Consider the following 25,223-nt stretch of genomic DNA (forward strand, 5'->3'; position numbering starts at 1 on the left):
TGTTCAACTCACCCCGCTGGCGCTGGAAACGCGCACTGCACTTCCAACACCCGAGGCAGCCGGGCACCTGAATCGTGCGCAACAAACGCTCCGCATTTGGGCGTGCCGCGAGGATGGCCCCATTCGCCCCATCCGCATCAATGGCCGCTTGGCGTGGCCTGTGGCGGAACTGCGCCGCGTCCTCGGGGCGTAACTATGGTCGCCGCCATCAACCACATCCTGCTGCAGGTCTGGTGCGCAGCACCCTCTCGCTGGTTTCGCAAGGGGCGCTGCACATGATCGCGCTCAACACCACCAACGAGTTCCTTGGCGCTATCCAGGCAAGCCTGGGTTATGCACCACAGTACCTGGAGCCCGGCCGCTTCTGCCGCTTTGGTCCGCGGAAATCTGGCTGGGCCAAATTGTTCTCCGATGGCTTCGGAGGCGTGTTTGGTGACCACCGTCAGAGTGTGAGCAGCCACTGGAGCGCCTGCCCGCCACAGCACCAGTCTCCTGCGGAACTGGCGTCTATGCGGCTCCAGATTCGTCTGGCGGCACTGGAACGCGAGGCGGAACAGCATGCTCAGTGGGACAAGAACGCCCAACGTAACGCTGCCTTGTGGACTGCTTCAGCGCCAGCAGGGGATGCAGTGCGCAGCTACCTGGCAGCACGCGGTCTGGCACATTGGGCTATCCCGAATTGCATCCACCAGCACCCTGGCCTGGCGTACTGGCACGCGGATGACAACGGGGAGTTGCACATGCTGGGCAGCTACCCCGCGATGCTGGCTCCCATCGTGTCTGGCGGCAAGCTGCTGGCCATCCACCGCACCTACCTGGGCGAAGGCTGCAAGGCTGATGTGCCCACACCCAAGAAGCTGACGGCAGCAGTCGGGCAATTGGCGGGTGCGTGCATTCCGCTGGCTGCGCCCCGTGGTGGCGTTCTCGGTATCGCCGAGGGCATCGAGACCGCCGCAGCCGCTTCGCTGGGCTCGGGCTTGCCGGTGGTGGCTGCCTACTGCGCAAACGCCCTGGCGGGGTTCACCTTTCCGCGTGGCATCCAGCGCCTGGTCATCTTTGCGGACCACGACCCCGCAGGCCAGCAGGCCGCCGTCGGCTTGGCGCACCGCGCGACCCGGGCCGGTCTCATTTCCAAAACATTGACGCCATCGAAACCCGGCAGCGACTGGGCCGACGTGTGGCTGGAGGGTATGCAATGAGCAGCGACTTCAACATCCTGGCCGACGCGGCTGATGACGACAGCTTCGACAACCACCGCAATGCGCCACGCCCTGACCCTGCTTGTCTTTATGGGCTGATGGGTGACGTGGCCCGTGCGGGCAGCGAGACCACCGAGGCCAATCCCTATGCAGTAGCGGCAAACTTCATCGCCTTCATGGGCTGCGCGGTAGGCCGTGGACCTTACATGCCGGTGGGCAACACCTGGCACCACGCCCGCCAGTTCATGCTGCACATCGGCCGCTCGGGTCGGGGCCGCAAGGGCGATGCGGTATCGCTGATCAGCCGTATTGAGCATGCGCTAAGAGCACTCAGCCACGACGCCACCCCGAAGGTTCACCGAGGCGGCTTGTCTAGCCGTGAGGGCCTGGTGTACTTGATTCACGATGGCTTCATGGATGGAAAGGAGGAAGTACCCGCCATCCTCGACAAACGCCTGCTGGTGGTTGAAAGCGAGTTCGCCAACGTGCTGCATCAAGGCAAGCGTGAGGGCAACACCTTGTCTGCGGCGCTGCGCGACTGCTGGGACGGCGTGAGCATGAAACCCGCCACAAAAAGCAACCGGCTGTGGGCCACGGATCCGCATATCGCCATGATTGGCGCCGTGACGCCTTCGGAGCTGCTGGGGTTGATGGCTTCCCGTGAACTCACGAACGGCTTTGCAAACCGCTTCATGATGTTGTGGGCCGAGCGCCCCAAGCTGATGGCCTTCCCCCGTGCCACGCGCCAAGAGGATGTGGACGCCTTGGCCGAGCGTGTGCTGGAGGTGCTGCAGTTTTGCCAGGCCGAGCGCTGGGCTGACAAAGACCACATGCGCGTGGAACTGTCTCAGGACGCCCGCAAACGCTATGAGGTGCTCTATTACGGCGAACTGAACGATAACTCTGCAGGCGAACGCATCACCGCCTTGATCGAGCGCCGCGCCCCCATGCTGCTGCGCCTGGCGATGTTGTTTGCTCTGTGCGACAAGACCACCACCGTGGAGGCGCACCACATCAACGCGGCGCTGGCCTGGGTGCGTTACTCAGTGGAAAGCGTCAAGTTCATTTTTGCAAGCGCAGCCGACGAGGTGGAAGTGGCCGAGGTCAACGACACCGTGCAAAAGATCGTGGACTTCCTGACGGTGCACAAACGTGTGACGCGCAAGCAGATCACGGTGGATTGCTTCGGTGGCCATGTGAACAAAACCCGCATTGATGCGGCGCTCGATGAGCTGTTGTCTTGCAACCCGCCGCGCATCACCGTGCAGGAGGATCGCAGGGGACAAGGACGCCCCACCAAATTCTACGAATTGGCTGCGAACAAATCGAACTATGCGAACAACCAGCACTCATGCGGCTTAGCGGCCGATTTTGAGACTCACGAACAAAGCGAAGTATGCGAACAAACCACCCAAGGTCCGGAATTAGTTCGCCAAGTTCGCATAGTTCGCGAAGCCTTCAAATCGCCCGAAATCCGCGCCAGCATTGATTGTTCGCATTCATCGCATAGTTCGCAGGACGGTGTGAAAAGCGAGGTGTTCTGATGCCCGCCTTTGTCCTCTATCTGGCGCTACACCATGCTGGCCTCACTCTGGAAACCGATGGGCACATGCTAACAGTAACGCCATCCGACCTCCTGAACAATGAGCTGCGTGTGGGCATACGGCAGTACAAGCCTGCCCTGATCGAGCTACTTCAATCGGCACACCACACCACGGGCCGCCTGTTGGACTGGATTGTAGATCTCGACCCGCACACCACTGCAGCGACTGCCATCAGGTTCAGAACCGCATCCCTTGCGCTCGACCAACAGGCTCCAGCACCAGCCAACAACCTTCTTGATAAAGCAGGAGAAGAACAAGAATGACCACACCCCCCAAAAAACGCCCTGGCCGCTGGAAACCCGGCGAATCTGGGAACCCCGCAGGTCGCACACCCGGCTCGGGCGAGGTTGCCAAGGTGCGTGCCGCCATTGCCACGCGCATCCCCGAACTGCTGGAAGCCATGATGCAGCGCGCGCTCGACGGTGATGTGGGCGCCGCCCGCCTGTTGTTGGAGCGCACGGTCGCGCCGCTCAAAGCGACCGATATGGCCCAACCGCTCAATCTGCCGGATGGCACGCTGACCGAGCAAGGCCGTGCGGTGATGGCGGCCGTGTCTTCTGGCGAACTGGCTCCCAGCCAAGGTGCTGCCTTGGTGGGGGCGCTCGGTGCGCTGGCCCGCGTGGCCGAGGTGGATGAGCTTGCCGCCCGTGTTGCGGAACTGGAAAAGCACCATGGCAAGTCTTGAAAGTCGCATCGCCAAGATGGAGCAGGCTGCTGCCCATGTGGACCTCAAGGCCATGACAGACGACGAGCTGCTCACCTATGCGGGCAAGTTCCCTATGTTCTCCAGCGAGATGTATGCGGCGATCGTTACCCTGGTGCTGCGCCGACCGAGTGCGTTTCCCGTGGTGTACGACGACCCTGACTACGAATCGAAGGACTATTAAGAGTGAAACATGGCATCCATCAAAACCCGTGTTGCGGGCCTGGAGCAGGCAAGCAAAGCAACTGTACAACGCCAGCTGACCGACGCAGAGCGTGCGGTGCGTGTGGCCTATATCCTCAACAACCCGGAGTCTTCGCCGATTTACAGGCCACTGACTGAATTCATGAAACGGGCGTTGATCAACAAGGCTCAACCTGAAGGTTATGTACACGCATAATCAATGAGCAGGCCGGGGAGCTGCCCCCCGGGCCACAACAAGAATCGACGCATGACCGCCAACGCATTCCACAACATCACCCAAGTTGAGACCAGCCTGTGGGAGGCCGCCGACCAGCTTCGCGCCAACTCCAACCTCACCGCCACCGAATACTCCATGCCGGTGCTGGGCGTCATTTTTTTGCGCCACGCCACCAACCGCTACCAGGCCGCGCTGCAAGCCATTGAAGCCGCCCAGGCCGCAGGCACCATGCCCAAGCGCCCCTTGGCGAAGGCCGACTTCATCAAGCGCCGCGCCCTCATGCTGCCCGAGGCCGCCCGGTACGACACCCTGCTGAACCTGCCTTCTGGCGCCAGCCTGGGCGCGGCCCTGGTGGCCGCGATGAACGCCATCGAGGCCGACTTTCCGCCGCTGCAAGGCACCCTGCCCAAAGACTACGACCGGTTCGACAACAAGCTGCTTGAAGACTTGTTGCGCTGCTTTGACAGCGAAGCCCTGCGCACCGCCACGGGCGACGTGTTTGGCCGCATCTACGAATATTTTCTGATGAAGTTCGCCATGCAGGGCGCACAAGACAACGGCGAATTTTTTACGCCTCCGTCCCTGGTGCAAATGCTGGTCAACGTGATCGAACCTGACCATGGCGTGGTGGCGGATTTGGCCTGTGGCTCGGGTGGCATGTTTGTGCAGAGCAGCCATTTCATTGAGCACGAAGGCTTCGAGACCATGAAGCGGGTCACCTTCTATGGCCAGGAAAAGACCATCGCGACCATTCGATTGGCCAAGATGAACCTGGCCGTGCATGGCCTGGAGGGCGATATTCAGGAGGCCAACACCTTTTACGTAGACGCCCACCGCCTGCAAGATGGCCGCCCGCTGTGGGGCAACGTGGACTTCATGATGGCCAACCCGCCGTTCAATGTGGACAAGGTGGATGCCGAAGCCGTGAAGACCGACCGCCGCCTGCCTTTTGGCCTGCCTGGCGTCAACAAAGATAAGCACGTCTCCAACGGCAACTACCTGTGGATCTCGTACTTTCACAGCTACCTGTCACCCACAGGCCGGGCGGGCTTTGTCATGTCGTCCCAGGCCAGCAGCGCCGGGCACGGCGAAAAAGAAGTGCGCCGCAAGCTGGTGGAGACGGGCGATGTGGACGTGATGGTCGCCATCCGTTCCAACTTCTTCTACACCCGCACCGTGCCATGCGAGTTGTGGCACTTTGACCGCTCCAAGCCCGCCGAGCGCAAAGACCAGGTGCTGATGCTGGACGCCCGCAATGTGTACCGCAAAGTCACCCGCAAGATTTACGACTTTTCGCCCGAGCAGCAGGCCAACCTGACTGCCATCGTCTGGCTGTACCGGGGGCAACAAGAGCGGTTCTTGGGTCTGGTGCAAAGCTACATCACCCGCCTGGGCACCGAGGCTGCCGCCGTGGATGCCGTGCTGACCGTTTTGGAGGCTGTGCTGACCGACAGCCGCGCCCCCCTCGCGGCATTCATGGCCAGCGTGCAGACCATCGAAACCCTGCCGCAGGAAAAACGCCATGGGCTGACCGACGCCTTGGCGGAGTGGACCAGCGCCGCCACCGCCTATGCCGCAGACCGCGCCGCTTTGGTTACGGGGCTGGCCGCGTACTGCAAGCACATTGCCAAGCCACCGCAAACCAACAAGGCCCAGCACACCGCCCGCAAAACCTTCGACCCACTGGCCGAATCGACGCGAGGCCTTGTCAAGCAGATTGACCTGCTATACAAACTGGCCGCCCGTGCGGCACAGCTTGTGCAAGAGTTGGCCAGCCATGAGGAGGCCGCCGGGTTCTACGACCGCCGCGCCCTCAACAAGCTCATCAAACAGCTCGACGAACAACGAAAGTCAGGGGTCGAACAGCTCAAAGAGTGCACCTACCTGCACCGCCAGATCGTCTGGCTGCAAGACCGTTTTCCCCAGGCTCAAATGGCAGACGTGCCCGGCCTGTGCAAGGTGGTTACCCGTGCCGAGATCGAAGCCGCCGACTGGAGTCTGACCCCGGGCCGCTTTGTCGGCGTGGCACCGGCCGAGGTGGATGAAGATTTCGACTTCGAGCAAACCCTGCGCGACATCCACCTGGAGCTGGCGGACTTGAACCGCGAGGCGGTGGATTTGGCGGTAAAGATTCAGACCAACTTTGAGGAGTTGGGGGTATGAGGGGTACTGATGGCTACGATTTCGATAGCTACTTGCGCAACTTTTGTAATCGTTGCAGGCAATTTTTACTCATAAACCCTGATACAGAGGCGCTTTCGCAATGAGCTGGCGAACCTGCCGTCTGGGCGACGTGTTAACCCTGAAACGTGGTCATGATTTACCTGAGCATTCACGTCAGGAGGGGGATGTGCCAGTTGTCTCGTCTTCCGGGATCACCGGTCGCCACAAAGAGGCAAAAGCTATGGCACCGGGCGTCGTTACTGGGCGATACGGAACGATTGGGGAAGTGTTCTACCTTGAGGAAGACTACTGGCCGTTAAACACGGCTTTGTATGTGATCGACTTCAAAGGGAATGATCCGAAATTTTCGGCTTACTTCTTACGCAATGTGCTCAAGGGATATCAGAGCGAAAAAGCAGCAGTCCCAGGGGTTGATCGGAATGTACTGCACGAGATCAAGGTCCGAGCGCCGTCGCCTGACATCCAACTCCGCATCGCCGCCACACTCTCTTCCTACGACGACCTGATCGAAAACAACCGCCGCCGCATGGCCCTGCTCGAAGAGTCTGCCCGGCTGCTCTACCGCGAATGGTTTGTCCGCTTGCGCTTCCCCGGCTATGAACACACGCCCATCGTAGATGGCGTGCCGCAGGGGTGGGAGCGCAAGACACTGGAGTCAGTTTGTTTGCGTGGAAACGGCATTCAAACCGGTCCCTTTGGAAGCCAACTTCATCAAGCAGACTACAGTGAAGAAGGAGTGCCGGTGGTCATGCCGAAAGACATCATTGACTTCCGCGTGTCCGTGGCATCTATTGCCAGAATCCCAGAGGGTCTAGCGGACTCCCTCGGCCGCCACCGAATGATTCCGGGAGACATCGTTTATGGGCGGCGAGGTGACATTGGACGCCGTGCATTCATTGGCAAGCGTCAACAAGGTTGGTTTTGCGGTACAGGCAGTCTGCGACTACGACCAGACCCGCAAGCCATCAACCCACTCTATTTGTTTGACCACTTGGGCACACCTGCGGCTGTTGGGGACATAACAAATCGTGCCAAGGGTTCCACCATGCTTAATTTGAGTGCGGCAGCGTTGAAGCCAGTACCCGTTCTCGTGCCTTCGCGCACTTTGCAAGAAATGTACGCTGAGCAAATTGAATTTGTCCGCGAGATGGTTGAAGTTCTCAACGAGCAAAACCAAAAACTCCGCGCCGCCCGCGATCTGCTGCTGCCGCGCCTGATGAGTGGAGCCTTGGCGGTATGAGCCTCGAAGACCAGCACACCGACCTCAAGTCCCTGCGCACCGTCACCGGCAAGTCGGCGGACTGGGAGGCGCTGGCCAGGGACTGCGTGTGTTTTGCCAATGGCGCGGGGGGCCGCTTGCTGATTGGCATTGAAGATGGGCAGGCCTTGCCGCCTGCGGGCCAAGTGGTGCCGCCCGAGGTGCTGGACCGCCTGCGCAAGCGCATGGGCGAGCTGACGGTGAATGTGCAGGCGCTGCCCAGTGTGCAGCGGGCGGCCAATGGCGGCGAATTCATTGCCTTGGTGATTGACCGGTCCCCCAGCGTGGCATCCACCAAAGATGGCCGATACTTCCTGCGCGTGGGCGACACCTGCCAGCCGGTGCTGGGCGACGATGTGCTGCGCCTGGCCAACGAGCGCCCCGGCCGACCCTGGGAGGCCATCGACAGCGGCGTGCCGCGTGGCGCCGCGGATGCCGACAAGCGGGCCGCTTTCGTCCAGGGCATTGCCGCGTCGGACCGGGTCAAAACATCGGTCAAAGAGAAAGGCGCAGATGCCCTGCTGACGCACTACGGTTTGGCCCACGGCCCCGCCTTGACCCACCTGGGCGTGCTGCTGCTGGGCAGCACCGCCGACCGCCGCGCCTTGGGCACCGCCCCCTTGGTGCAGGCCATCAAATACGACGAGCAGGGCCAGAAAATCAACAAGTGGGTGTGGGACGACTGCGCGCTGTCGCCCGTGGAGCTGGTGGATGCCGTGTGGCGCGAGGTGCCCGATTTTCGCGAGAGCTACGAGGTGGCCGAGGGCCTGTACCGCCGCAGCGTGCCTGCCTATGACGAGAAGGTGGTGCGCGAGCTGCTGGTCAATGCGCTGGTGCACCGGCCCTACACGCAGCAGGGCGACATTTACCTCAACCTGCACCCGGAGCGGCTGGAGGTGGTCAACCCCGGCCGCCTGCCGCTGGGGGTGACGCCGCGCAACATGCTGCACGCCAGCCGCCGCCGCAACGAGGGGCTGGCGCGGGTGTTTCACGACCTGGGCCTGATGGAGCGCGAGGGCAGCGGCTTTGACCTGATGTACGACCGGCTGTTGTCGCAAGGCCGCCCGGCCCCGGTGCCCGAAGAGGGCGCGGACTGGGTCAAGGTGACGATTCAGCGGCGCATTGCCAAGCCCGATGTGATGCGCCTGCTGTCCGAGGCGGACGCTCGATTCCAGCTCACCCAGCGCGAGCGCATCACCCTGGGGGTGCTGGCACAGACCGAGGGCATGACGGCGCGGGAGCTGGGCACCCTGCTGGAAACCGAAGGTGGCGATGCTTTGGCTGTGTGGCTGGGGCGCCTGGTGTCAACCGGTCTGGTGCGCTCCACGGGCAAGACGTCGGGCATGCGTTACTTTGTGGCGCCCGATTGGTTGCGTGGCGCACAGCTCGACCGCAAGACCACCCTGAGTCGCATCACGCCGCACCGCCTGCATGCGTTGATATTGGAAGACTTGGCGCGGTACCCGGATTCGTCCAGCGCCGACATCAACCGGCGCATCGGGCTGGAGATCTCGGCCAAAACCGTGAAACGGGCTTTGGATGGAGCAGTGGACACTGGGGAGGTCGCCTATTCCGGCGATCGCCGCTGGCGGCGTTACCGTTTGACGGGCGCTGGGCCTCAAGGACAAAAGGGAGGGTAGTTTTGATGAACTCTATGAGCCTTGGGTCGCTGCACCCGCCTAACCCGTTGATTTGCATGATGTTTTATAAAGGACATGCGGTGCATTTGTCCTTTATGACCCCTGGTTCTGTCCGATAGAACCCATGGCATACACCGACATCAACAGCGAAGACCGCCTGGTGCAGGCCACCTTTGCGGAGCATCTGGAAACAACGCTGGGCTGGGACAGCGTGTATGCCTGGAACCAGGAAACCTTTGGCCCCACGGGCACCCTGGGGCGCACCCATGAGCGCGAGGCGGTGTTGGTGCGCGAACTGCGCGCTGCGCTGTGCCTGCTCAACCCCCAGCTTCCGCCGCCAGCGATTGAAGAGGCCATCACCCAGCTCACGCACCACGACTTTTCCCGTTCGCTGTTGCAGCACAACCAGGCCTTTCACAAGCTGATCCGCGATGGGGTGCCGGTGAGCTTTCGCAATGCGCAGGGCCAGCTGATCCATGCACAGGCGGCGGTGGTGGACTTTCGCAACCCTGCGAACAACCGTTTCTTGGTGGTGCGCGAACTCAAGCTCACCGGCTTGCGCACCCCCAACTACAACCGCCGGGCCGACCTGGTCTGTTTTGTAAATGGCCTGCCGCTGGTGTTCATCGAGTTGAAGGCGGTGTACAAAAACATCCGCGCGGGCTTCGACGGCAACTTGCGCGACTACATGGACGAGAACGTGGTGGCCCATGCCTTCCACCACAACGCCTTCCTGATCGTCAGCAACGGGCACAACGCCCGCTTTGGGTCCATCACCAGCACCTGGGAGCACTTTGGCGAATGGAAGCGCCTGCACGAAAGCGATGTGGGCAATGTGGCCGCAGAGGTGCTGCTGAACGGCATGCTGGCCAAAGACCGCCTGCTCGACATCCTGGAAAATTTCATTCTGTTTGACGCCAGCAAGGCGGGCGCCGTGCGCAAGGTGGTGGCGCGCAACCACCAGTTGCTGGGGGTAAACCAGGCGGTGGCTTCTGTGGTGCACCAGGAGGCATTGAAGCGCGAGTTTCCGATGGCCAAGCGCCTCAAGTACCGCACGATTGAGCTGCCCTACGCCGAGACGGACAAGGCCGCCAACGAGCCGCAGGGCGCATACCCCATCGCCGCCGAAGCGCCGCCGCCCCAATACCTGCAAATCATCGAGCGTGCCCACCCCGACCTGGGCCGCCTGGGCGTGGTGTGGCACACCCAGGGGAGTGGCAAGTCGTATTCCATGGCGTTCTTTGCCGAGAAGGTGCGGCGCACCGTGCCGGGCAATTTCACCTTTGTGCTGATGACCGACCGGGACGATCTGGACGGCCAGATCTACAAGACCTTCATCGGCTGTGGCGTGGCGGACGAGCGAACCCCGCGGGCCAGTTCTGGCCGCGAGCTGCAGCGCCTGTTGTCTGAAAACCACCGCTATGTGTTCAGCCTGATCCACAAGTTCAACCAAGACGTGGCGCCCGATGAGCCCTACAGTGCGCGCGACGACATCATTGTGGTGTCCGACGAGGCGCACCGCACCCAGTCGGGCAAGCTGGCCCGCACCATGCGCATGGCGCTGCCCAACGCGGCCTTTATCGGGTTTACCGGCACGCCACTGTTCAAGCACGACCAGCTGACCAAACGGATTTTTGGCGACTATGTATCGCGCTACGACTTCAAGCGCAGCGAAGAAGACGGCGCCACGGTGAAGCTGGTGTATGAGAACCGGGGCGAGAAACTGGGTCTGGCCAAACTGGATTTGAACGAAAAAATTGCGGCGGCGGTGGATGCAGCCGACCTGGACCCGGATCAAACCGCCTTGCTCGAAAAGCTGTTGGGCAAGGATTACGAAGTCATCACCGCCGATGAGCGGCTGGCGCGCATCGCCACCGATTTCGTTGAGCACTGCAGCACCCGATGGGAAGCGGGCAAGGCCATGCTGGTGTGCATTGACAAGATCACCTGCGCCCGCATGCTCAAGCTGATCGGGCCATTGTGGAAGGCCAAGGCCGCCGCCGTGCGCGCCGAGGCGCACGCCAAGCTGGCGGGCATTGGCACCACCGCTGACGACGAAACCCGCCAGGTGCTCCATGCCCAGCGCGACCGGCTCCTGGCCAAGGCCGCGTGGATGGACGACACCATCATTGAGCTGATCATCAGTGAAGCCCAGAATGAAGTGGCTGACTTCAAACGATGGGGCTTTGACATCATTCCTCACCGCTCGGTGATGAAGCTGGGGTTTGAGACTGCCGACGGGCAGCGCGTGGATGTGGAAACCGCGTTCAAAAACCCGAAGCACCCGTTCCGTATCGCGGTGGTGTGTGCCATGTGGCTCACCGGCTTTGACGTGGAGTGTTTGTCCACGCTCTATATCGACAAGCCCATGCGGGCGCACACGCTGATGCAGGCCATCGCCCGCGCCAACCGGGTGTACCCCGGCAAAGACTTTGGCCTGATCGTGGACTACAACGGCATGCTCAAAAGCCTGCGCGAAGCGCTGGCGCAGTATGCCTTGGGCGACGATGGGGGGCCCGCCGAGATCGTGGCTCCGATTGAGGAACGGGTCGCTGCCCTGGCCGATGCCATTGCTGTCACCGAAGCGCATTTGCTTGGGCTGGGCTTTGATGCCAGCACCCTGCTGGGCAGCAAAGGGTTTGGCCGCATCCAGTTATTGGCCGATGCGGTGGATTCGGTCTACACCAGCGATGAGGCCAAGCGACGTTACGAAATTTTGTGTCGCGTGGTGTTCGGCCGCTTCAAGGCATTGCTGGTAGAGCCCTCGGCGCTGATATACGCAGAACGCCACGACAACCTGGAAGCCATCTACAAAAAGCTGAATGAACGCCGCGACACTGCCGATGTAAGCGCGTTGCTCAAGGTACTGCACCGCATCGTCAACACAGCCATTGCTGCCCAAGGAGTGGGGAGCGACCAAGCCAGCGGGTTGACCGTAGATCTCTCGCAGATCAACATGGAAAAGCTGCGTGACGAGTTTGCCAAAAAGGTGAAACGCAAGGCCACGGTGATTGAGGACATCCGACAGATCGTGGAAGAAAAACTGGCGCAGATGCTGGCTCGCAACCCGCTGCGAATGAACTACGAGAAGGTCTACCAGAACATCATCTCCGCCTACAACCAGGACAAAGACCGGGCCACGGTGGAAGACACTTTTGCCAAGCTGACAGCCCTGGTGAGCGACTTGACTGCGGAGCAAAGTCGGGCGATAGCGGAAGGGCTCAGCGAGGACCAATTGGCGTTGTTCGATCTGGTGCACCGTGACGGTCTGTCCAAGACTGACCGGGAACGAATCAAACAGGCCAGCAAGGATCTGTTGGCAGGTGTGTTAGCGGTCATCGCCCCACTGGACCGCTGGACAGAAAAAGAGCAGACCCAGGCCGAGGTGGAAACGTTCGTTTTGGATCAAATCTATCAAACGCTACCTGAGCCGCCGTACTCCCCGGATGACAAGGCGAGCCTGGCACAGTTGGTGTACCGGCACATTTGGCAGCAGAGTATGCGGAATCAGTTGCGAAGCTGAGTTCAGTATTTTTAACGCAGTCGTGATGGGGGCACCGTGCAGCAAATGGACCTTTTGGAAACCGAAGCGGCCCGGGCTCTTCTGGATCAACTGCTGGCTGATTCACGGCTGTATCGAGCGGGCAAAGACTATCGCGCGTTGCTCGATTTTGTTATTCGACTGCGCAACTTTGCGCCGTTCAATGCCATGCTTTTACAGGTGCAAAAGCCTGGGCTGCTGTACGCCGCATCACGGCTGGATTGGGGTGAGCGATTCAACCGCACCGTAAAGGACGGAGCACGGCCACTGCTAATTCTGTGGCCGTTTGGCCCAGTGGCCCTTGTCTATGACGTGGCCGATACCCAAGGTGATCCTTTGCCAGACGGTGTTTCGGCATTTGCTGCCCACAGTGCAGTGGACGCCGCCACCTTGGCAGGCTACGCCTCAAAAATGGCCAAGAAGCACATCGTATGGAATGAGATGGATGCAGGCGACGGCAAGGCGGGATCGATCAAGGTGGCTAGGCTTGGGCCCGACTGGGACATTCAGCCCGGGGATCTGGCTTGGGCTTGCAACGACCGAGACTGGAATGACGTTCTTTGCGACTTGGTGAACTTTGCCAAGAAACCGCTAAACCTGCTGAAGCGTTGGTTCAGGACCTGATGCCGCCGTCATCTGACGTACCTCTTGCAAGGACTCGAAGACCTGACCGCAGCGATCAAACGGATCTGCATGGTGGTGAGCGCTGAAGCGGCCGAGGTCGAATTGAACGGGTTTGAAGCTGGTCTTTTGGGACAGAGTTTTCCTACAGCGCTGCGCTACTTTCGTTTCGGACGCAAAGATCCTGCCCGGTGTCAGCCTCCGCGCTGCACGAAGGAACGCGCGACATCGATAAAGCCATTGCGAATCACGGATTTCACGCCGCGATTCCAGCCTAGCGCCAATTCCAGTTGCGGCCCGCCGCCGACCAGATTGCGCAACACTAGGCCGTTCATGCGAATGCTGCGCGACGACGATGGTACAAGTGCCACACCCATCCCGCACGAAACCAGCATCAACATGGTCGGAATGTCGCCGACTTCTTGCACCACGCGCGCCTGGAAGCCAGCGTCATGGCAAGTCTGAAAGATCAGGGTCTGCAACGACGAAGTGAGCGAGCGGGAAAAGCAGATGAAACCTTCCTGCGCCAAGTCCTTCATGTTAATACGAGCGAGGGATGCCAGCGGGTGGGTTGCCGGCAGCGCCAGCACCAGGCGCTCGTTTGCAATGGTCAGTAGCTCGATATCGGGAGACTGGACTGGGGGCCGCAAGCAGCCGATGTCCATGTGCTTATCAACCATGGCATCGATTTGCATCGGCGTCAACATGCTGTCCTGCAAGACCAGTTCCACCTTCGGGAACTGGTGCCGATAAGCCATCAATATCTTCGAAAAATTACTGTAAATCGCCGTGTTGGTGTAGCCGATTACCAGACGGCCGACCAGTCCCTCTTCTGCCCGCAAGACCGAACGTTTGGCCTGCTCGGTCGCAGCCAGGATCGCCTGCGCTTCCAAGATCAGCGCCCGCCCGGCGTCGGTCAGCTCGACTTTGTGTTTGGTGCGCTGGAACAGCACAACACCAAGACTGTCCTCAAGCAGTTTAATTTGCCTCGACAGCGGAGACTGGGCAATGTGCGCCCGCTCTGCGGCACGGCCAAAATGAAGCTCCTGGGCTACCGCCAGGAAGTAACGCAGTTGTCGCAGTTCCATTTAAAATGTTATCGGGGCTTCTTCGGATGCAATTTGCAGCAAGCATTAATTCACACGTTGATGCGTTGGCGGACTGTAGCAAGTTGGCCCGCAGGGATTCAGTTTGTTGCGTCCGGCATAGCTCCGAGATACTCGCGGCGCAGGCGCAGCTTGTCAACCTTGCCGGCGCCGTTTTTGGGGAGCGTTTCCCTGAATATCATGAGCCGTGGCTGCTTGTAGCGCGCCAGGCGACCGTCCAAATTTGCCAGCACATCCTTTTCGGTCACGCTGAAGCCGGTCTTGATGCTGAGAACCGCGCATACCGTCTCGCCCCAGCGGGCGTCCGGCAATCCGATTACCGCTGCCTCTAGTATCGGTGCATATTCCACGAGGCGCGACTCCACCTCGGTCGCATAGACGTTCTCGCCACCGGTAATTATCATGTCCTTGAGTCGGCCGGCAACCCGCAGATAGCCGTCCTTGTCCACCTGCCCGAGGTCGCCGGTGGACAACCAGCCGTCATGCATGACGGCCCGAGTATCGGCCTCGCGCTTCCAGTAGCCTTGCATTACATTGGGTCCACGAACCTCGATTTCGCCGATCTCGCCTGCGTTTGCCACTGTCGCGGCGGAAGACTCTAAGCCACCTTTGGCCTCGCTGGCACGGATCCGAAACTCGCTGAACAGTGGCGACAGACCGGTGCTCATCTGCTTGCTCGGCGGCGCTGTCGGCGACAGTGCCGCAACCAGCACGGTGGCCTCGGTAAGCCCATAACGATGAATCACGGCAACCTCGCGCCGACGATACTCGGCGATCAGGGCTTCCGGCACCGGCGCGCCGCCTACGATGACGGCGCGCAGCGAACTGAGGTCGGTGGATTCGAATGCCGTATGGGCTGCCATGGTCTTGTACATTGCCGGCACCCCGGCGATCAGGGTAATCTTTTCATTGGCGATCCGGCGCAGCACCTGGCTCTCGTCGAATGCGCGTTCAAGATGGATGCAGGCACCACGCAGGAAGCAGTCCATAAAAGTGGCGACCGGGGCAGCATGGAATAGGGGCGCGGAAATTAGCACCTTGTCAGTGGCAAAGCCGCCCTGCAGCAGAACGATATTGAGCGTGTTCCAAAATAGGTTACCGTGGCTGAGCATCACGCCTTTCGGATGGCCGGTGCTACCTGAGGTGTACAGCAACCACGCTGTCTCGTCCCAGCCGGCCATGCGCAGCGTCGTTGCCGCGTCACCCGGCACGGCCTCCATCATTGCCTGCAAATCGTCATCCTGCTCCCGCCCTGAACGTACGAACTGCGGACATGCGCAGCCCTGTTGTACGGCATGGCGAATGGGCTCGAAACGATCACCGTATATCAGCATGCTAGCGTCGCAGTCATTGATGATCGCGACCACCTCCGGCGCGCTCAACCGAAAGTTGACCGGCACGAAAATTGCGCCGACACGAGCAGCCGCGAACATGACGACGGCAAAACGGGCATCGTTGTAATCTAGGAAAGCGACGCGGTCTCCAGCCTTGATGCCGCGCCGTTCCAGTTCGACGGCCAGGCGAATCGCGCTTTTCTGCAACTGCCCGTACGTCCACCGCTCCGCGCGCTCCGCCTCGTGCCAGTACACGATGCATTCCAGCTCAGGTTGCAAGTGCGCGCGCCGCTCCAGCCAAGAGGCAGGGCTCGGATTGACGGACATCGGGGTATTCGTGCTCGGCATGGCTGGTCTTATCTGTTTCTGTTGAAGGAGGTGCCGAATGTGGCGCGGACTCAGGGCTTTGCGGCGGGTGACGGTACGGTGCGCAGCGACTTTTCCTGCTCGCTGCGGGCCTTGATTCGGCTGCGCGCTGCCACCCATTGCTCATCACTCCAGTCCGCGTATTGGGTGAAGTAGGAGCCGCGTGCAAGGTTATAGGCACCATCAATGGCAATCGTTTCCCCGCTCAGCCAAGCGCAGCCCTCGGCCATCAAGAAGGCGGCCAGGTTCCCGAGTTCGTCCATGTGCCCAAGGCGGCGCATTGGGTTTTCGCGAATTTCCAGATCATGCGGATTGTCCCCGGGCCGCAGGCGAGCGGTAGCGCCGGGAGTCGGGAAAATGCCGGGGGCAATTGCGTTGAGGCGTATGCCGTAGCAGCCCCATTCGGTCGCGAGCGATTTGGTCATCGCATCAATGCCGGCCTTGGACATGGCAGAAGGGACGACGTAGGGAGATCCGGTGCGAACCCAGGTGGTAACAATCGAAAGCACCGTGCCCTTCAGTTGCTGGGCGATCCAGCGCTTGCCGACCGCCTGCGTCACATAAAAAGTACCATGCAAGACGGTATTGGCGATGGCGTCAAAGCCACCTGGCGACAAATCCTCGGTGCGGCTGACGAAATTTCCGGCCGCATTATTGACCAGGCCGGTCAGCGGGCCGCTCTCCCACAATTCACTGATGCAACGATCAACCGCGTCGGCATCGCGCAGGTCAAGCACCACGGTTTGCACGGTACCGCCGTGCTGCTCCATCAATTCTCGTGCGGTGTCCAGTAAGACGCTTTCCCGCCGGCCGCAAATGCATACGGTAGCGCCCAGCGATAGCAGTCGCGCCGCGATCTCGCGGCCCAGCCCAGTACCGCCACCGGTCACAAGTATGCGGTGTCCTTTGAACAGCTCTGGCTTGAACATGTGTCTCCTCGCTGGCCTGCCAGCCTTGTACTCGAATCTGCTTTTTGCAGTGGCGAAGTATGTGGGCGCATTGGGCTTTGACGCCAACACTAATTTGGGAATGCGTAAGACCCATAAAGTCTTGAAGCCTCGCGCGCACAGGCCTAACATCTGCCGCACTAAGACCGCAGAGACACGGCACAGCGCCGAACGGGACCCAGCGATGAACTTTGACGAATTGAACGAAGATCAGCGCCTGCTGCGCGACAGCCTGCAGCGGGCGATGACGAAAATACTCACTCCCGAATACCTTCATCGCATGGACCAAGAAGGCCGTTATCCTTATGAAGCCTATCAGGCGTGGGTCGATCTCGGCCTGGCTGGACGCGGCATTCCCGAGGAATACGGCGGTTATGGCGGCACCATTGAAGACTTGGCTTTGATTGCCGAGGACTTGGCCGCCTGGAGTTACGACCTGTCGACTGCGTACACAGTGCCGCTGTTTACCGGGCAAACCTTGCTCAAGTGCGGCCGGGAGGAGCAGAAAACCGAATTCCTGCCTCAACTGGCACAGGGAAAAATACGCATGTCCGTCTGCATCAGCGAACCGGCTGCCGGATCGGATGTCGCAGCAATCCAGACCCGTGCTGTGGCCGACGGAGACCATTGGGTCCTCAACGGGCAGAAAGTGTGGATCACGGGCGCCGGCGTGGACAACACCCTGTTGCATGTCTATGCCCGTACCGACAGCACAGTGACGGCACGCAAGGGTCTGTCGATTTTCCTGATTGAAAACACGCACCCCGGGATCGAATTCTGCAAGCTGGAGATGCTCGGCCGGCGTGGCGCCGGCAGCTACGAAGTTTTCCTGAGCGACGTGCGGGTGCACAAGAGCCGCATACTGGGCGAAGTGAACCGTGGCTGGGAGTACCTGCTGGCAGGCTTGCAAGGCGAACGCGCCTTGACCTCGGCAGGTTATGCCGGTGCCAGCCAGAGCGTGGTCGACCTCGCCGCCAGCCATGCGCGTGAGCGCAGGCAATTCGGCAAATCGATAGCCGAGTTTCAGGCAATTTCACATCTGCTGGCCGACATGCAGACCGAGGCCAGCGCTGCGCGCCTGCTGGCATTTTCTGCAGCGGCAAAGTTGGCCCGTGGGCAAGACGCTCTGCGCGAAGTGTCGATGGCCAAGCTGTTTGGCTCCGAAACCTATATCAAGCTCGCCAACCAGGGCATGCAGATCATGGGCGCTTCCGGCTACAGCCTGGAGTACCCAATGCAGCGCCATTTCCGCGACGCCCGCAGCACCACCATAGGTGCCGGTAGTTCGCAGATGCAACGCAGCACCATTGCCTCGACTATGGACCTGGTACCGGCGCGCTAGCGTTACGTCGAGTCTGGAAGACTCATCTGCATGCATCAACCATATTCATCAACCATAAAAAGGACCAGAGACATGACCACTCCATTACGCCGACTTTTTCTTGCTCTGGGACTGGCTGCCGCCTGCGCCAGCGCCCACGCCCAATATCCCACGCGCCCAATCACGATGGTGGTGCCTTTCCCTCCCGGCGGCACCTCGGATTCGCTTGCACGAATCATCGCGAAAAATGTCGGGGAAAACCTGGGCCAGTCGGTCGTCGTTGAGAACAAGCCTGGCGTCGAAGGACAGATCGCAGCACAGGACATCGCGAAGTCCGCGCCTGACGGCTACCGGATCGCGCTGGTCACGTCCGGCAATTTTTCCGTACTGCCGGCGATGCGCAAGAATCCACCGTATGACGTGGTTACCGACTTTACCCCGATCGCCGATGTCGGCCGCTATGCGTTTTTCCTGTACGTGAATCCATCCGTTCCTGCGAAGAATATGCGCGAATTTATCGCCTATGCGAAGGCTAATCCGGGAAAAATGAGCTATGGCAGCGGCAACGGGACCGGGGTACTGGTGTTTGCACAGATCAAGAGCTTGTTCGGCATCGACTTGCTGCATGTGCCTTACAAGGGTGAGCCCCCGGCAATGACGGATCTGCTGGCGGGCCGCCTGGACGCCATGATCGCCACCGGCGCCGGCCTTCCTTATGCGGAGGATGGCAAGCTGCGCACCCTTGTAACTCTGCTGCCGACGCGTTCGCCGCTGGCGCCGGAGGTGCCGGTCATGCGCGAGGCCGGCATGAGCGAGTTGCCGGTCGTGATCTGGGCGGCAGTGGTTGGACCGGCTGGCATGCCCAAGGACATTGTCGAGAGGTTGAACAAGGCGGTGCTGGCGTCCCTGGCAAAGCCGGCTGTGGCAGCAAGCATTGAGCAGATGGGTTTTGCCGTCACTCCAGGCACGCCGGAAGTGCTGGGCAATCTGATCAAGACCCAGGTTGGCGCATACACGAAGCTGGTGAAGTCCATCGGTATTCCGCTGCAATAAATCCGGTGAGCACAAACATGCTTGAAATCCTGCCTTTGCAACACCCGCTTCCAGATCACATACCGCCGGTGCTGCGCAAGCTGTCGCTGCCAGTGATTGCTTCTCCGATGTTCACCGTCAGTTATCCCGATCTTGTGCTGGCGCAATGCAAAGCCGGTATCGTCGGCTCGTTTCCTGCGCTCAACGCACGCCAACCGGAACTGCTGGACGAGTGGCTTAGCAGCATGAAGCAAGAGCTGCAGGCATACCAGCGGGACAACCCTCGGGCAATCGTCGGACCGATCGCGGTCAACCAGATTGCGCACACGTCCAACGTGAGACTGGAGCAGGACGTGGCGACCTGCATCCGTCACAAGGTGCCTATCCTGATTACCTCGCTGCGGGCGCCTGCGCCCGAGATCATCGCCGAAGTGCACGCGTATGGCGGAATCATCCTTCATGACGTGATCAATCTGCGACATGCGATGAAAGCCCTCGAAGCTGGCGTCGATGGTCTGATCCTGGTCGCGGCAGGTGCCGGCGGACACGCCGGCACCCTTTCGCCGATGGCGCTGGTGGGTGAAGTGCGCAAGCGATTCAAGGGACTGCTGGCGCTGTCGGGCTCGATCGCCACCGGTGACGCAATCCTGGCGGCACAGGCGATGGGTGCCGACTTCGCCTACATGGGCACACGTTTTATCGCCAGTGTCGAGGCCAATGCTAGCGAGGAATACAAGCAATCGCTGTTGCGGGCCGGCGCATCGGACATCATCTACAGCAACTTGTTCTCCGGCGTGCACGGCAACTATGTACGCGAGAGCATCGAACGCTCCGGGCTGGATCCGGACAATCTCGCAGTGGCCGACAAGAGCAAGATGAGCTTCGCCGACGGTCGCTCCAAGGCCAAGGCGTGGAAGGACATCTGGGGCGCAGGCCAAGGCGTTGCCGTGATCGACGATCTGCCGACCACCGCAGAAATCGTCGCGCGGCTCAAGCGTGAATATGCTGCCGCGCGGGAACGCATTTTTTAATCGTAGTTATAGACTTGGTAGTGGTGTCCGGTTTATCTGGCATAGATTGGTGGCGGCTCCAATGTTGATGTGGGTTCCAGGGGATTCATAGGTGTCCACAATTTGAATGTCGTTTCGTTCATTTGCGATGCTTTCGGGTTTATACGATCCGGGATGGCGCATGAATATGAACAAGACGCTATTCCCGAAGGGTTATGGAGTTCGTACTTTGGAAAGCCTTCTCGCGCATCATTGAGCGGCACAACGGCGACGCGGGCGTTTGCACCCTGGGGTGCGCGGACCTGTTTCGCGTCATGACGTTTTCTCAACTCACATGGCGCGAATCCCTGCGCGACATCGAAGCCTGTCTGGCCGCCAATCGAGGAAGCCATGTTTCAAATGGGATTGAATGCGCCGCCGGAATGCTCGACGATAGTCGACGCACAATGAGGTTTGGAGGCCAGCGTCGACTGGACCAGTTCTCACTGGTCGCGCGTGACGATGGTTTCGTGCTCGCCCGGGTAAGCAACCCCATTGTGGCGAATGCCATGGAAATAGATCGGATTGTTCAGAATTCTGCACAGAGCCACTTTGTCGATCAACTTGCCAGCGCGTTCCTTGCCCCTTTGGGAAATTCTCATGGGCCAGCAGGAGCTGTTTTCAGCGCCAGTTGGCGCGCTGGGCCGGTGCGCTCCCAAAGTTCTCATCTCATTCAGAGCCTCTATGCCAAACCAGCCAGAACGCCAAGGCACACCCACTGGGCCTGTTGAGGATGTGACGCACTGGAATTTCGGTCCACCTAGTCGCAAGCCCGAAGTTCCAATAGACGACACACGGCGCGACCTGAATTGGTACAAGCGGGATACCGAGCAGAGACCGCGAAAGCCTGGGCTGCTGGCACGACTGCGTGAGGTGTTTCGGTAGAGACCGGATTTGCCCGGAGTGAAAGGGCAGGCACCAGTCGGTATGCGATCAGGATTTGCCCGACCAGCAAAGAGTCTGGGATGGCGCAGTATTTGAATTACTTGCCTACAGATTGCCTACAACCTCACCAAAGAAAAAAGGTTCACTGCTATTTTGATAGCAATGAACCTTTATCTGTATTGGTGCCGGAGAGATGAATCGAACACCCGACCTTCTCATTACGAATGAGCTGCTCTACCGACTGAGCTACACCGGCGTAAGCCTGTGATTATAGCGTGGAATGGTAGCTTGTCACGCGCTCCACCTCGTTTTTTGAGCCGAGGATCACGCTGACGCGCTCATGCAGCTGCGTGGGCTGGATGTCGAGGATGCGCTGGCGGCCGTTGGTGGCGGCGCCGCCGGCTTGTTCGATGAGCCAGCCCATGGGATTGGCTTCGTACATCAGGCGCAGCTTGCCGGGTTTGTTGGGTTCGCGCTTGTCCCAGGGGTACATGAAGATGCCGCCGCGGGTCATGATGCGATGCACGTCGGCCACCATGCTGGCGATCCAGCGCATGTTGAAGTCCTTGCCGCGCGGGCCATCTTTGCCTTGCAGGCATTCGTCGATGTAGCGCTTGACGGGCTCATCCCAGTGCCGCATGTTGCTCATGTTGATGGCGAATTCCTTGGTGTCTTCGGGAATGCGCACATTTTCCTGTGTCAGCACGAACGAGCCCTGTTCGCGGTCGAGGGTGAACATGGCCACGCCGTCGCCCACGGTGAGCACCAGCGTGGTCTGCGGGCCGTAGACGCAGTAACCGGCGGCCACTTGCTGGCTACCCTTTTGCAGGAAGTCGCCTTCGTCCACGCCGCGATCGTCTTCGGGCATCTTGAGCACGCTGAAAATGGTGCCAATGCTCACGTTCACGTCAATGTTGCTGGAGCCGTCCAGGGGATCGAACAGCAGCAGGTATTCGCCCTTGGGGTAGCGGTTGGGCACCACGTAGATGCCGTCCATTTCCTCGCTGGCCATGCCGGCCAGGTGGCCACCCCATTCGTTGGCCTCGATAAGCACTTCGTTGGCGATGATGTCGAGCTTTTTCTGGATTTCGCCCTGCACGTTCTCGCTCTCGGTGCTGCCGAGCACGCCGCCCAGCGCGCCTTTGTTGACGGCGTGGCTGATGCTCTTGCAGGCACGCGCCACCACTTCCAGCAGCAGGCGCAGTTGGCCGGGGATGAGGCCGTCCACACGCTGTTGTTCGACCAGGTAGCGGGTCAGGCTGATTTTGTTTGCCATGAAAGTTCTCCTTATTCGGCCAGTGCGCGGGTGACGACCTCGCGCACGTCGTTGCTCAGGTCAGGGCGAGCGGCCACGCGGGCGATGGCCTCGCGGGCGCCACTGCGCCAGGGTTCGGCCAGCTTCTTCCAGCGGTCGAGGGCGCGCGCCAGGCGTGCGGCCACTTGCGGGTTGATGGCGTCGAGTTCGATCACCCGGTCGCTCCAGAACACATAGCCTGCCGCATCCGCCCGGTGAAAGGCGCCGGGGTTGGCACTGCAATAGCTGAAGATCACACTGCGCGCGCGGTTGGGGTTTTTCAGGCTGAAGTCCGGGTGCTGCATGAGCTGGCGCACGGCGGGAAGCACGTTACCGCCGCGGTCGGGCGCGCCCGCCTGCAGGGCAAACCACTTGTCGATGACCAGGGGCTCGTCTTTGAACAGCGTGTGAAAGCGTGCCAGGGCAGGGGCTGCCAGTTCGCTGCCGCTGGCGACCAGGGCGGTGAGGGCGTTGAAGCGGTCGGTCATGTTGGCCGCCACCTTGAAGCGCTGGTAGGCCTTGCCAGGCCAGACCACATCGCCGGTGCGCCGGGCGGCAATGCACAGCATCTGCAGCGCCAGGCCACTTAGGGCGCGGCGGCCCGACGAAACCGGGTCAGGGCGGTAGCCACCGGTGTCCTGGTTTTGCTCCCAGGCCCATTCCCAGTCGGCTTGCAGGGCCAGCGCCAGTTGCTCACGCATGGCTTCGCGCACGGCATGGATGCGCTGCGGGTCCACCACGTTGAGCTGCTCTGCGATGTAGGTTTCGGAGGGCAGGGTGAGCACCAGCTCCTTGAAGGCCGCATCGAGTGCCGGGTTGCGCAGCACGGTGCGCATGGCCTCGATGAAGTCGGCATCAAGAAATTTATGGTCAAAAGTGCCATTGGCGCTTGCCTGATAAGCGCTGTCAGCTATTGTATTTATAGCAATTCGCAGTGCCAGGCGCTGGCCTGCTTCCCAGCGGTTGAAAGCGTCCGCATCGTGCGCCAGCAGCGTGAGCAACTGGGCGTCGGTGTAGTCGATGTCCAGTACCACGGGGGCGCTGAAGTTGCGCAGCAGCGAGGGCACCGGCTCGGCATCCACATGCACGAAGGTGAGCGTTTGCGTGGGCTCGGTGAGTACCACGGTGCGCGATGCGGCGCCCGGGGTGCTTTCGTTCGCCATCTGCAAGGGCAGGGCGGCGCCGCTGGCGCTGAGCAGGCCCAGCTCCACTGGAATGACGAACGGCTCCTTGGCGCTCTGGCCAGGCGTGGGGGCGCAGCTTTGCGTGAGCGTGAGCGTGTAGGTGCGGGCAGCCGCGTCGTAATTGCCGGTGGCGTGCACATGGGGCGTGCCGGCCTGGCTGTACCAGTGCTTGAACGCGGGCAGCAAGCGCGCCAGGTCGCTGGTGGGGTTGGCGTCGGCAATGGCGCTGGCGAAGTCGTCACAGGTCACGGCCTGGCCGTCGTGGCGCTCGAAATACAGCTTCATGCCCTTGGTAAAGCCTTCGCGGCCCACCAGCGTGTGCATCATGCGCACCACCTCGGCACCCTTTTCGTAGATGGTGACGGTGTAGAAGTTGTTGATCTCGATGTAGCTGTCGGGCCGCACCGGGTGGGCCATGGGGCCGGCGTCCTCGGGGAACTGGGCGGTGCGCAGCACGCGCACGTCCTCGATGCGCTTGACGGCGCGCGCCGATGGGCTGCCGGCCAGATCCTGGCTGAATTCCTGGTCGCGAAAGACCGTGAGACCTTCTTTCAGGCTGAGCTGGAACCAGTCGCGGCAGGTGACGCGGTTGCCCGTCCAGTTGTGGAAATACTCGTGGCCGACCACGCTCTCGATGTTGGCGAAGTCGGTGTCGGTGGCGGTGGCTTCGCTGGCCAGAACATACTTGGTGTTGAAGATGTTCAGGCCCTTGTTCTCCATGGCGCCCATGTTGAAGTCGCTGGTGGCGACGATCATGAAGCGCTCCAGGTCGAGCGGCAGGCCAAAGCGCGCCTCGTCCCAGGCCACGCTGTACATCAGCGAGTTCATGGCGTGCTCGGTCTTGCCCAGGTCGCCGGGGCGTACGTAAACCTGCAGCAGGTGGTTGGAGCCCGAGCGGCTCTTGATGAGCTGCTCTCGCGCCACCAGCTTGCCGGCCACCAGCGCGAACAGGTAGCAGGGTTTCTTGTGCGGATCAACCCATTTGGCAAAGTGACGGCCATCGTCGAGCGCACCGCTGTCCACCAGGTTGCCGTTACTCAGCAGCACGGGGTAGAGTGCCTTGTCGGCACGCAGGGTGACGGTGTAGCTGGCCATGACGTCCGGCCGGTCGAGAAAATAGGTGATGCGCCGAAAGCCCTCGGCCTCGCACTGCGTGAAGAACGTGCCCTGGCTCACATAAAGGCCCATGAGCTGCGTGTTCTTGGCGGGCGCGCAGGTGGTGAAGATCTCCAGATCGAAGGACTCGGTGTCTTCGGGCAGGTTTTCCAGCACCAGCTGGTTGCCATCCATCTTGAACGAGGTGCCGCCGCCGTTGACCATGACGCGCGCCAGGTTCAGCTCTTCGCCGTCCAGGCGCAGCGGTTGGGCCGCCACGTCCGGGTTGCGGCGCAGCCGCATCTTGTTGAGCACGCGGGTCTTGGCGGGGTCCAGGTCGAACGTCAGGTCGACGGTGTCGATCCACCAGGCCGGGGCCTGGTAGTCGGCGCGGTGAATGGCGGGCGCCTGGGCCTGGCCGTCACGCAGTAGCAACATG

At 60.8% G+C, this 25,223-nt stretch carries 20 protein-coding genes, 1 tRNA gene and 1 pseudogene; 15 read left to right on the forward strand and 7 right to left on the reverse strand.

Translation table 11 applies throughout. The annotated features are described in order from the left end of the window. The first annotated feature begins 275 nt into the window (after positions 1–275). From K226_RS19315 to K226_RS0110405, 11 genes are all read left to right on the forward strand, one after another. Positions 276–1,199 carry a toprim domain-containing protein gene (locus K226_RS19315; protein WP_162150976.1) on the forward strand — a complete coding sequence of 308 codons (924 nt, stop codon included), beginning with the start codon at positions 276–278 and terminating at the stop codon, positions 1,197–1,199. Positions 1,200–1,444: 245 nt separating this feature from the next. After that, positions 1,445–2,743, forward strand: coding sequence for a DUF3987 domain-containing protein (locus K226_RS0110360; RefSeq protein WP_238324216.1), 1,299 nt, complete (start codon positions 1,445–1,447; stop codon positions 2,741–2,743). Next, entirely contained in the window at positions 2,743–3,066 is a 324-nt protein-coding gene (locus tag K226_RS0110365) for a hypothetical protein (protein ID WP_024814742.1), read from the forward strand. Before K226_RS0110360 ends, K226_RS0110365 begins: the two co-directional genes overlap by 1 nt. Beyond that, positions 3,063–3,488, forward strand: a complete 426-nt coding sequence (locus K226_RS0110370; protein WP_024814743.1) for a DUF5681 domain-containing protein — start codon at positions 3,063–3,065, stop codon at positions 3,486–3,488. Before K226_RS0110365 ends, K226_RS0110370 begins: the two co-directional genes overlap by 4 nt. Beyond that, positions 3,475–3,690 (forward strand): hypothetical protein, encoded by a 216-nt coding sequence (locus K226_RS0110375; protein WP_155886508.1) that lies wholly within the window; start codon positions 3,475–3,477, stop codon positions 3,688–3,690. The genes K226_RS0110370 and K226_RS0110375 overlap by 14 nt, the downstream gene beginning before the upstream one ends. 9 nt (positions 3,691–3,699) lie before the next feature. After that, positions 3,700–3,906, forward strand: a complete 207-nt coding sequence (locus K226_RS0110380; protein WP_024814745.1) for a hypothetical protein — start codon at positions 3,700–3,702, stop codon at positions 3,904–3,906. Between the two features lie 51 nt (positions 3,907–3,957). After that, complete coding sequence (locus tag K226_RS0110385) at positions 3,958–6,090, forward strand: class I SAM-dependent DNA methyltransferase (protein ID WP_024814746.1); 2,133 nt, start codon at positions 3,958–3,960, stop codon at positions 6,088–6,090. 100 nt (positions 6,091–6,190) lie between these two features. Next, the gene (locus K226_RS19320) at positions 6,191–7,351 is read left to right on the forward strand and encodes a restriction endonuclease subunit S (RefSeq protein ID WP_081739359.1); all 1,161 of its coding nucleotides are present in this window, start codon (positions 6,191–6,193) and stop codon (positions 7,349–7,351) included. Next, a complete protein-coding gene (locus K226_RS0110395; RefSeq protein WP_024814748.1) occupies positions 7,348–9,009 on the forward strand; it encodes an ATP-binding protein in 1,662 nt (553 codons plus the stop codon). The genes K226_RS19320 and K226_RS0110395 overlap by 4 nt, the downstream gene beginning before the upstream one ends. A gap of 124 nt (positions 9,010–9,133) precedes the next feature. Beyond that, positions 9,134–12,532 (forward strand): type I restriction endonuclease subunit R, encoded by a 3,399-nt coding sequence (locus tag K226_RS0110400; protein ID WP_024814749.1) that lies wholly within the window; start codon positions 9,134–9,136, stop codon positions 12,530–12,532. Positions 12,533–12,568: 36 nt separating this feature from the next. After that, positions 12,569–13,174, forward strand: coding sequence for a hypothetical protein (locus tag K226_RS0110405; RefSeq protein ID WP_155886509.1), 606 nt, complete (start codon positions 12,569–12,571; stop codon positions 13,172–13,174). Between the two features lie 191 nt (positions 13,175–13,365). Here the strand turns inward: K226_RS0110405 and K226_RS0110410 are convergent, their stop codons facing one another. The 3 genes from K226_RS0110410 to K226_RS0110420 form a co-directional block, all read right to left on the reverse strand. Further along, positions 13,366–14,259, reverse strand: a complete 894-nt coding sequence (locus K226_RS0110410; protein WP_024814751.1) for a LysR family transcriptional regulator — start codon at positions 14,257–14,259, stop codon at positions 13,366–13,368. A gap of 98 nt (positions 14,260–14,357) precedes the next feature. After that, positions 14,358–15,938, reverse strand: a complete 1,581-nt coding sequence (locus K226_RS0110415) for an AMP-binding protein (RefSeq protein ID WP_035241663.1) — start codon at positions 15,936–15,938, stop codon at positions 14,358–14,360. A 71-nt stretch (positions 15,939–16,009) separates the two neighbouring features. Further along, positions 16,010–16,906 carry an SDR family oxidoreductase gene (locus tag K226_RS0110420; RefSeq protein ID WP_024814753.1) on the reverse strand — a complete coding sequence of 299 codons (897 nt, stop codon included), beginning with the start codon at positions 16,904–16,906 and terminating at the stop codon, positions 16,010–16,012. Between the two features lie 25 nt (positions 16,907–16,931). Here K226_RS0110420 and K226_RS0110425 point away from each other — a divergent pair, with 25 nt between their 5' ends. From K226_RS0110425 to K226_RS20240, 4 genes and pseudogenes are all read left to right on the forward strand, one after another. Then, positions 16,932–18,266 (forward strand): acyl-CoA dehydrogenase family protein, encoded by a 1,335-nt coding sequence (locus K226_RS0110425; RefSeq protein ID WP_162150977.1) that lies wholly within the window; start codon positions 16,932–16,934, stop codon positions 18,264–18,266. Between the two features lie 72 nt (positions 18,267–18,338). Beyond that, positions 18,339–19,298: a tripartite tricarboxylate transporter substrate binding protein gene (locus K226_RS0110430; RefSeq protein WP_024814755.1), complete on the forward strand. Its 960-nt coding sequence runs from the start codon at positions 18,339–18,341 to the stop codon at positions 19,296–19,298. A gap of 17 nt (positions 19,299–19,315) precedes the next feature. Continuing rightward, positions 19,316–20,308 (forward strand): nitronate monooxygenase family protein, encoded by a 993-nt coding sequence (locus tag K226_RS0110435; RefSeq protein WP_024814756.1) that lies wholly within the window; start codon positions 19,316–19,318, stop codon positions 20,306–20,308. A gap of 160 nt (positions 20,309–20,468) precedes the next feature. Then, positions 20,469–20,731: pseudogene (locus tag K226_RS20240) on the forward strand (DUF4372 domain-containing protein); the annotation flags it as partial. A gap of 38 nt (positions 20,732–20,769) precedes the next feature. Here the strand turns inward: K226_RS20240 and K226_RS20245 are convergent. The 4 genes from K226_RS20245 to pepN form a co-directional block, all read right to left on the reverse strand. Then, positions 20,770–20,928: a hypothetical protein gene (locus tag K226_RS20245; RefSeq protein ID WP_238324217.1), complete on the reverse strand. Its 159-nt coding sequence runs from the start codon at positions 20,926–20,928 to the stop codon at positions 20,770–20,772. 463 nt (positions 20,929–21,391) lie between these two features. After that, positions 21,392–21,467, reverse strand: a tRNA-Thr gene (locus K226_RS0110445). 12 nt (positions 21,468–21,479) lie between these two features. Continuing rightward, positions 21,480–22,487: a class 1 fructose-bisphosphatase gene (locus K226_RS0110450; RefSeq protein ID WP_024814757.1), complete on the reverse strand. Its 1,008-nt coding sequence runs from the start codon at positions 22,485–22,487 to the stop codon at positions 21,480–21,482. An 11-nt stretch (positions 22,488–22,498) separates the two neighbouring features. Next, positions 22,499–25,222: an aminopeptidase N gene (gene pepN, locus K226_RS0110455; protein WP_024814758.1), complete on the reverse strand. Its 2,724-nt coding sequence runs from the start codon at positions 25,220–25,222 to the stop codon at positions 22,499–22,501. Position 25,223 lies beyond the last annotated feature (1 nt).

Origin of the sequence: Acidovorax sp. JHL-3, from assembly GCF_000526295.1 — a bacterium.
Lineage (GTDB): Bacteria > Pseudomonadota > Gammaproteobacteria > Burkholderiales > Burkholderiaceae_C > Acidovorax > Acidovorax defluvii.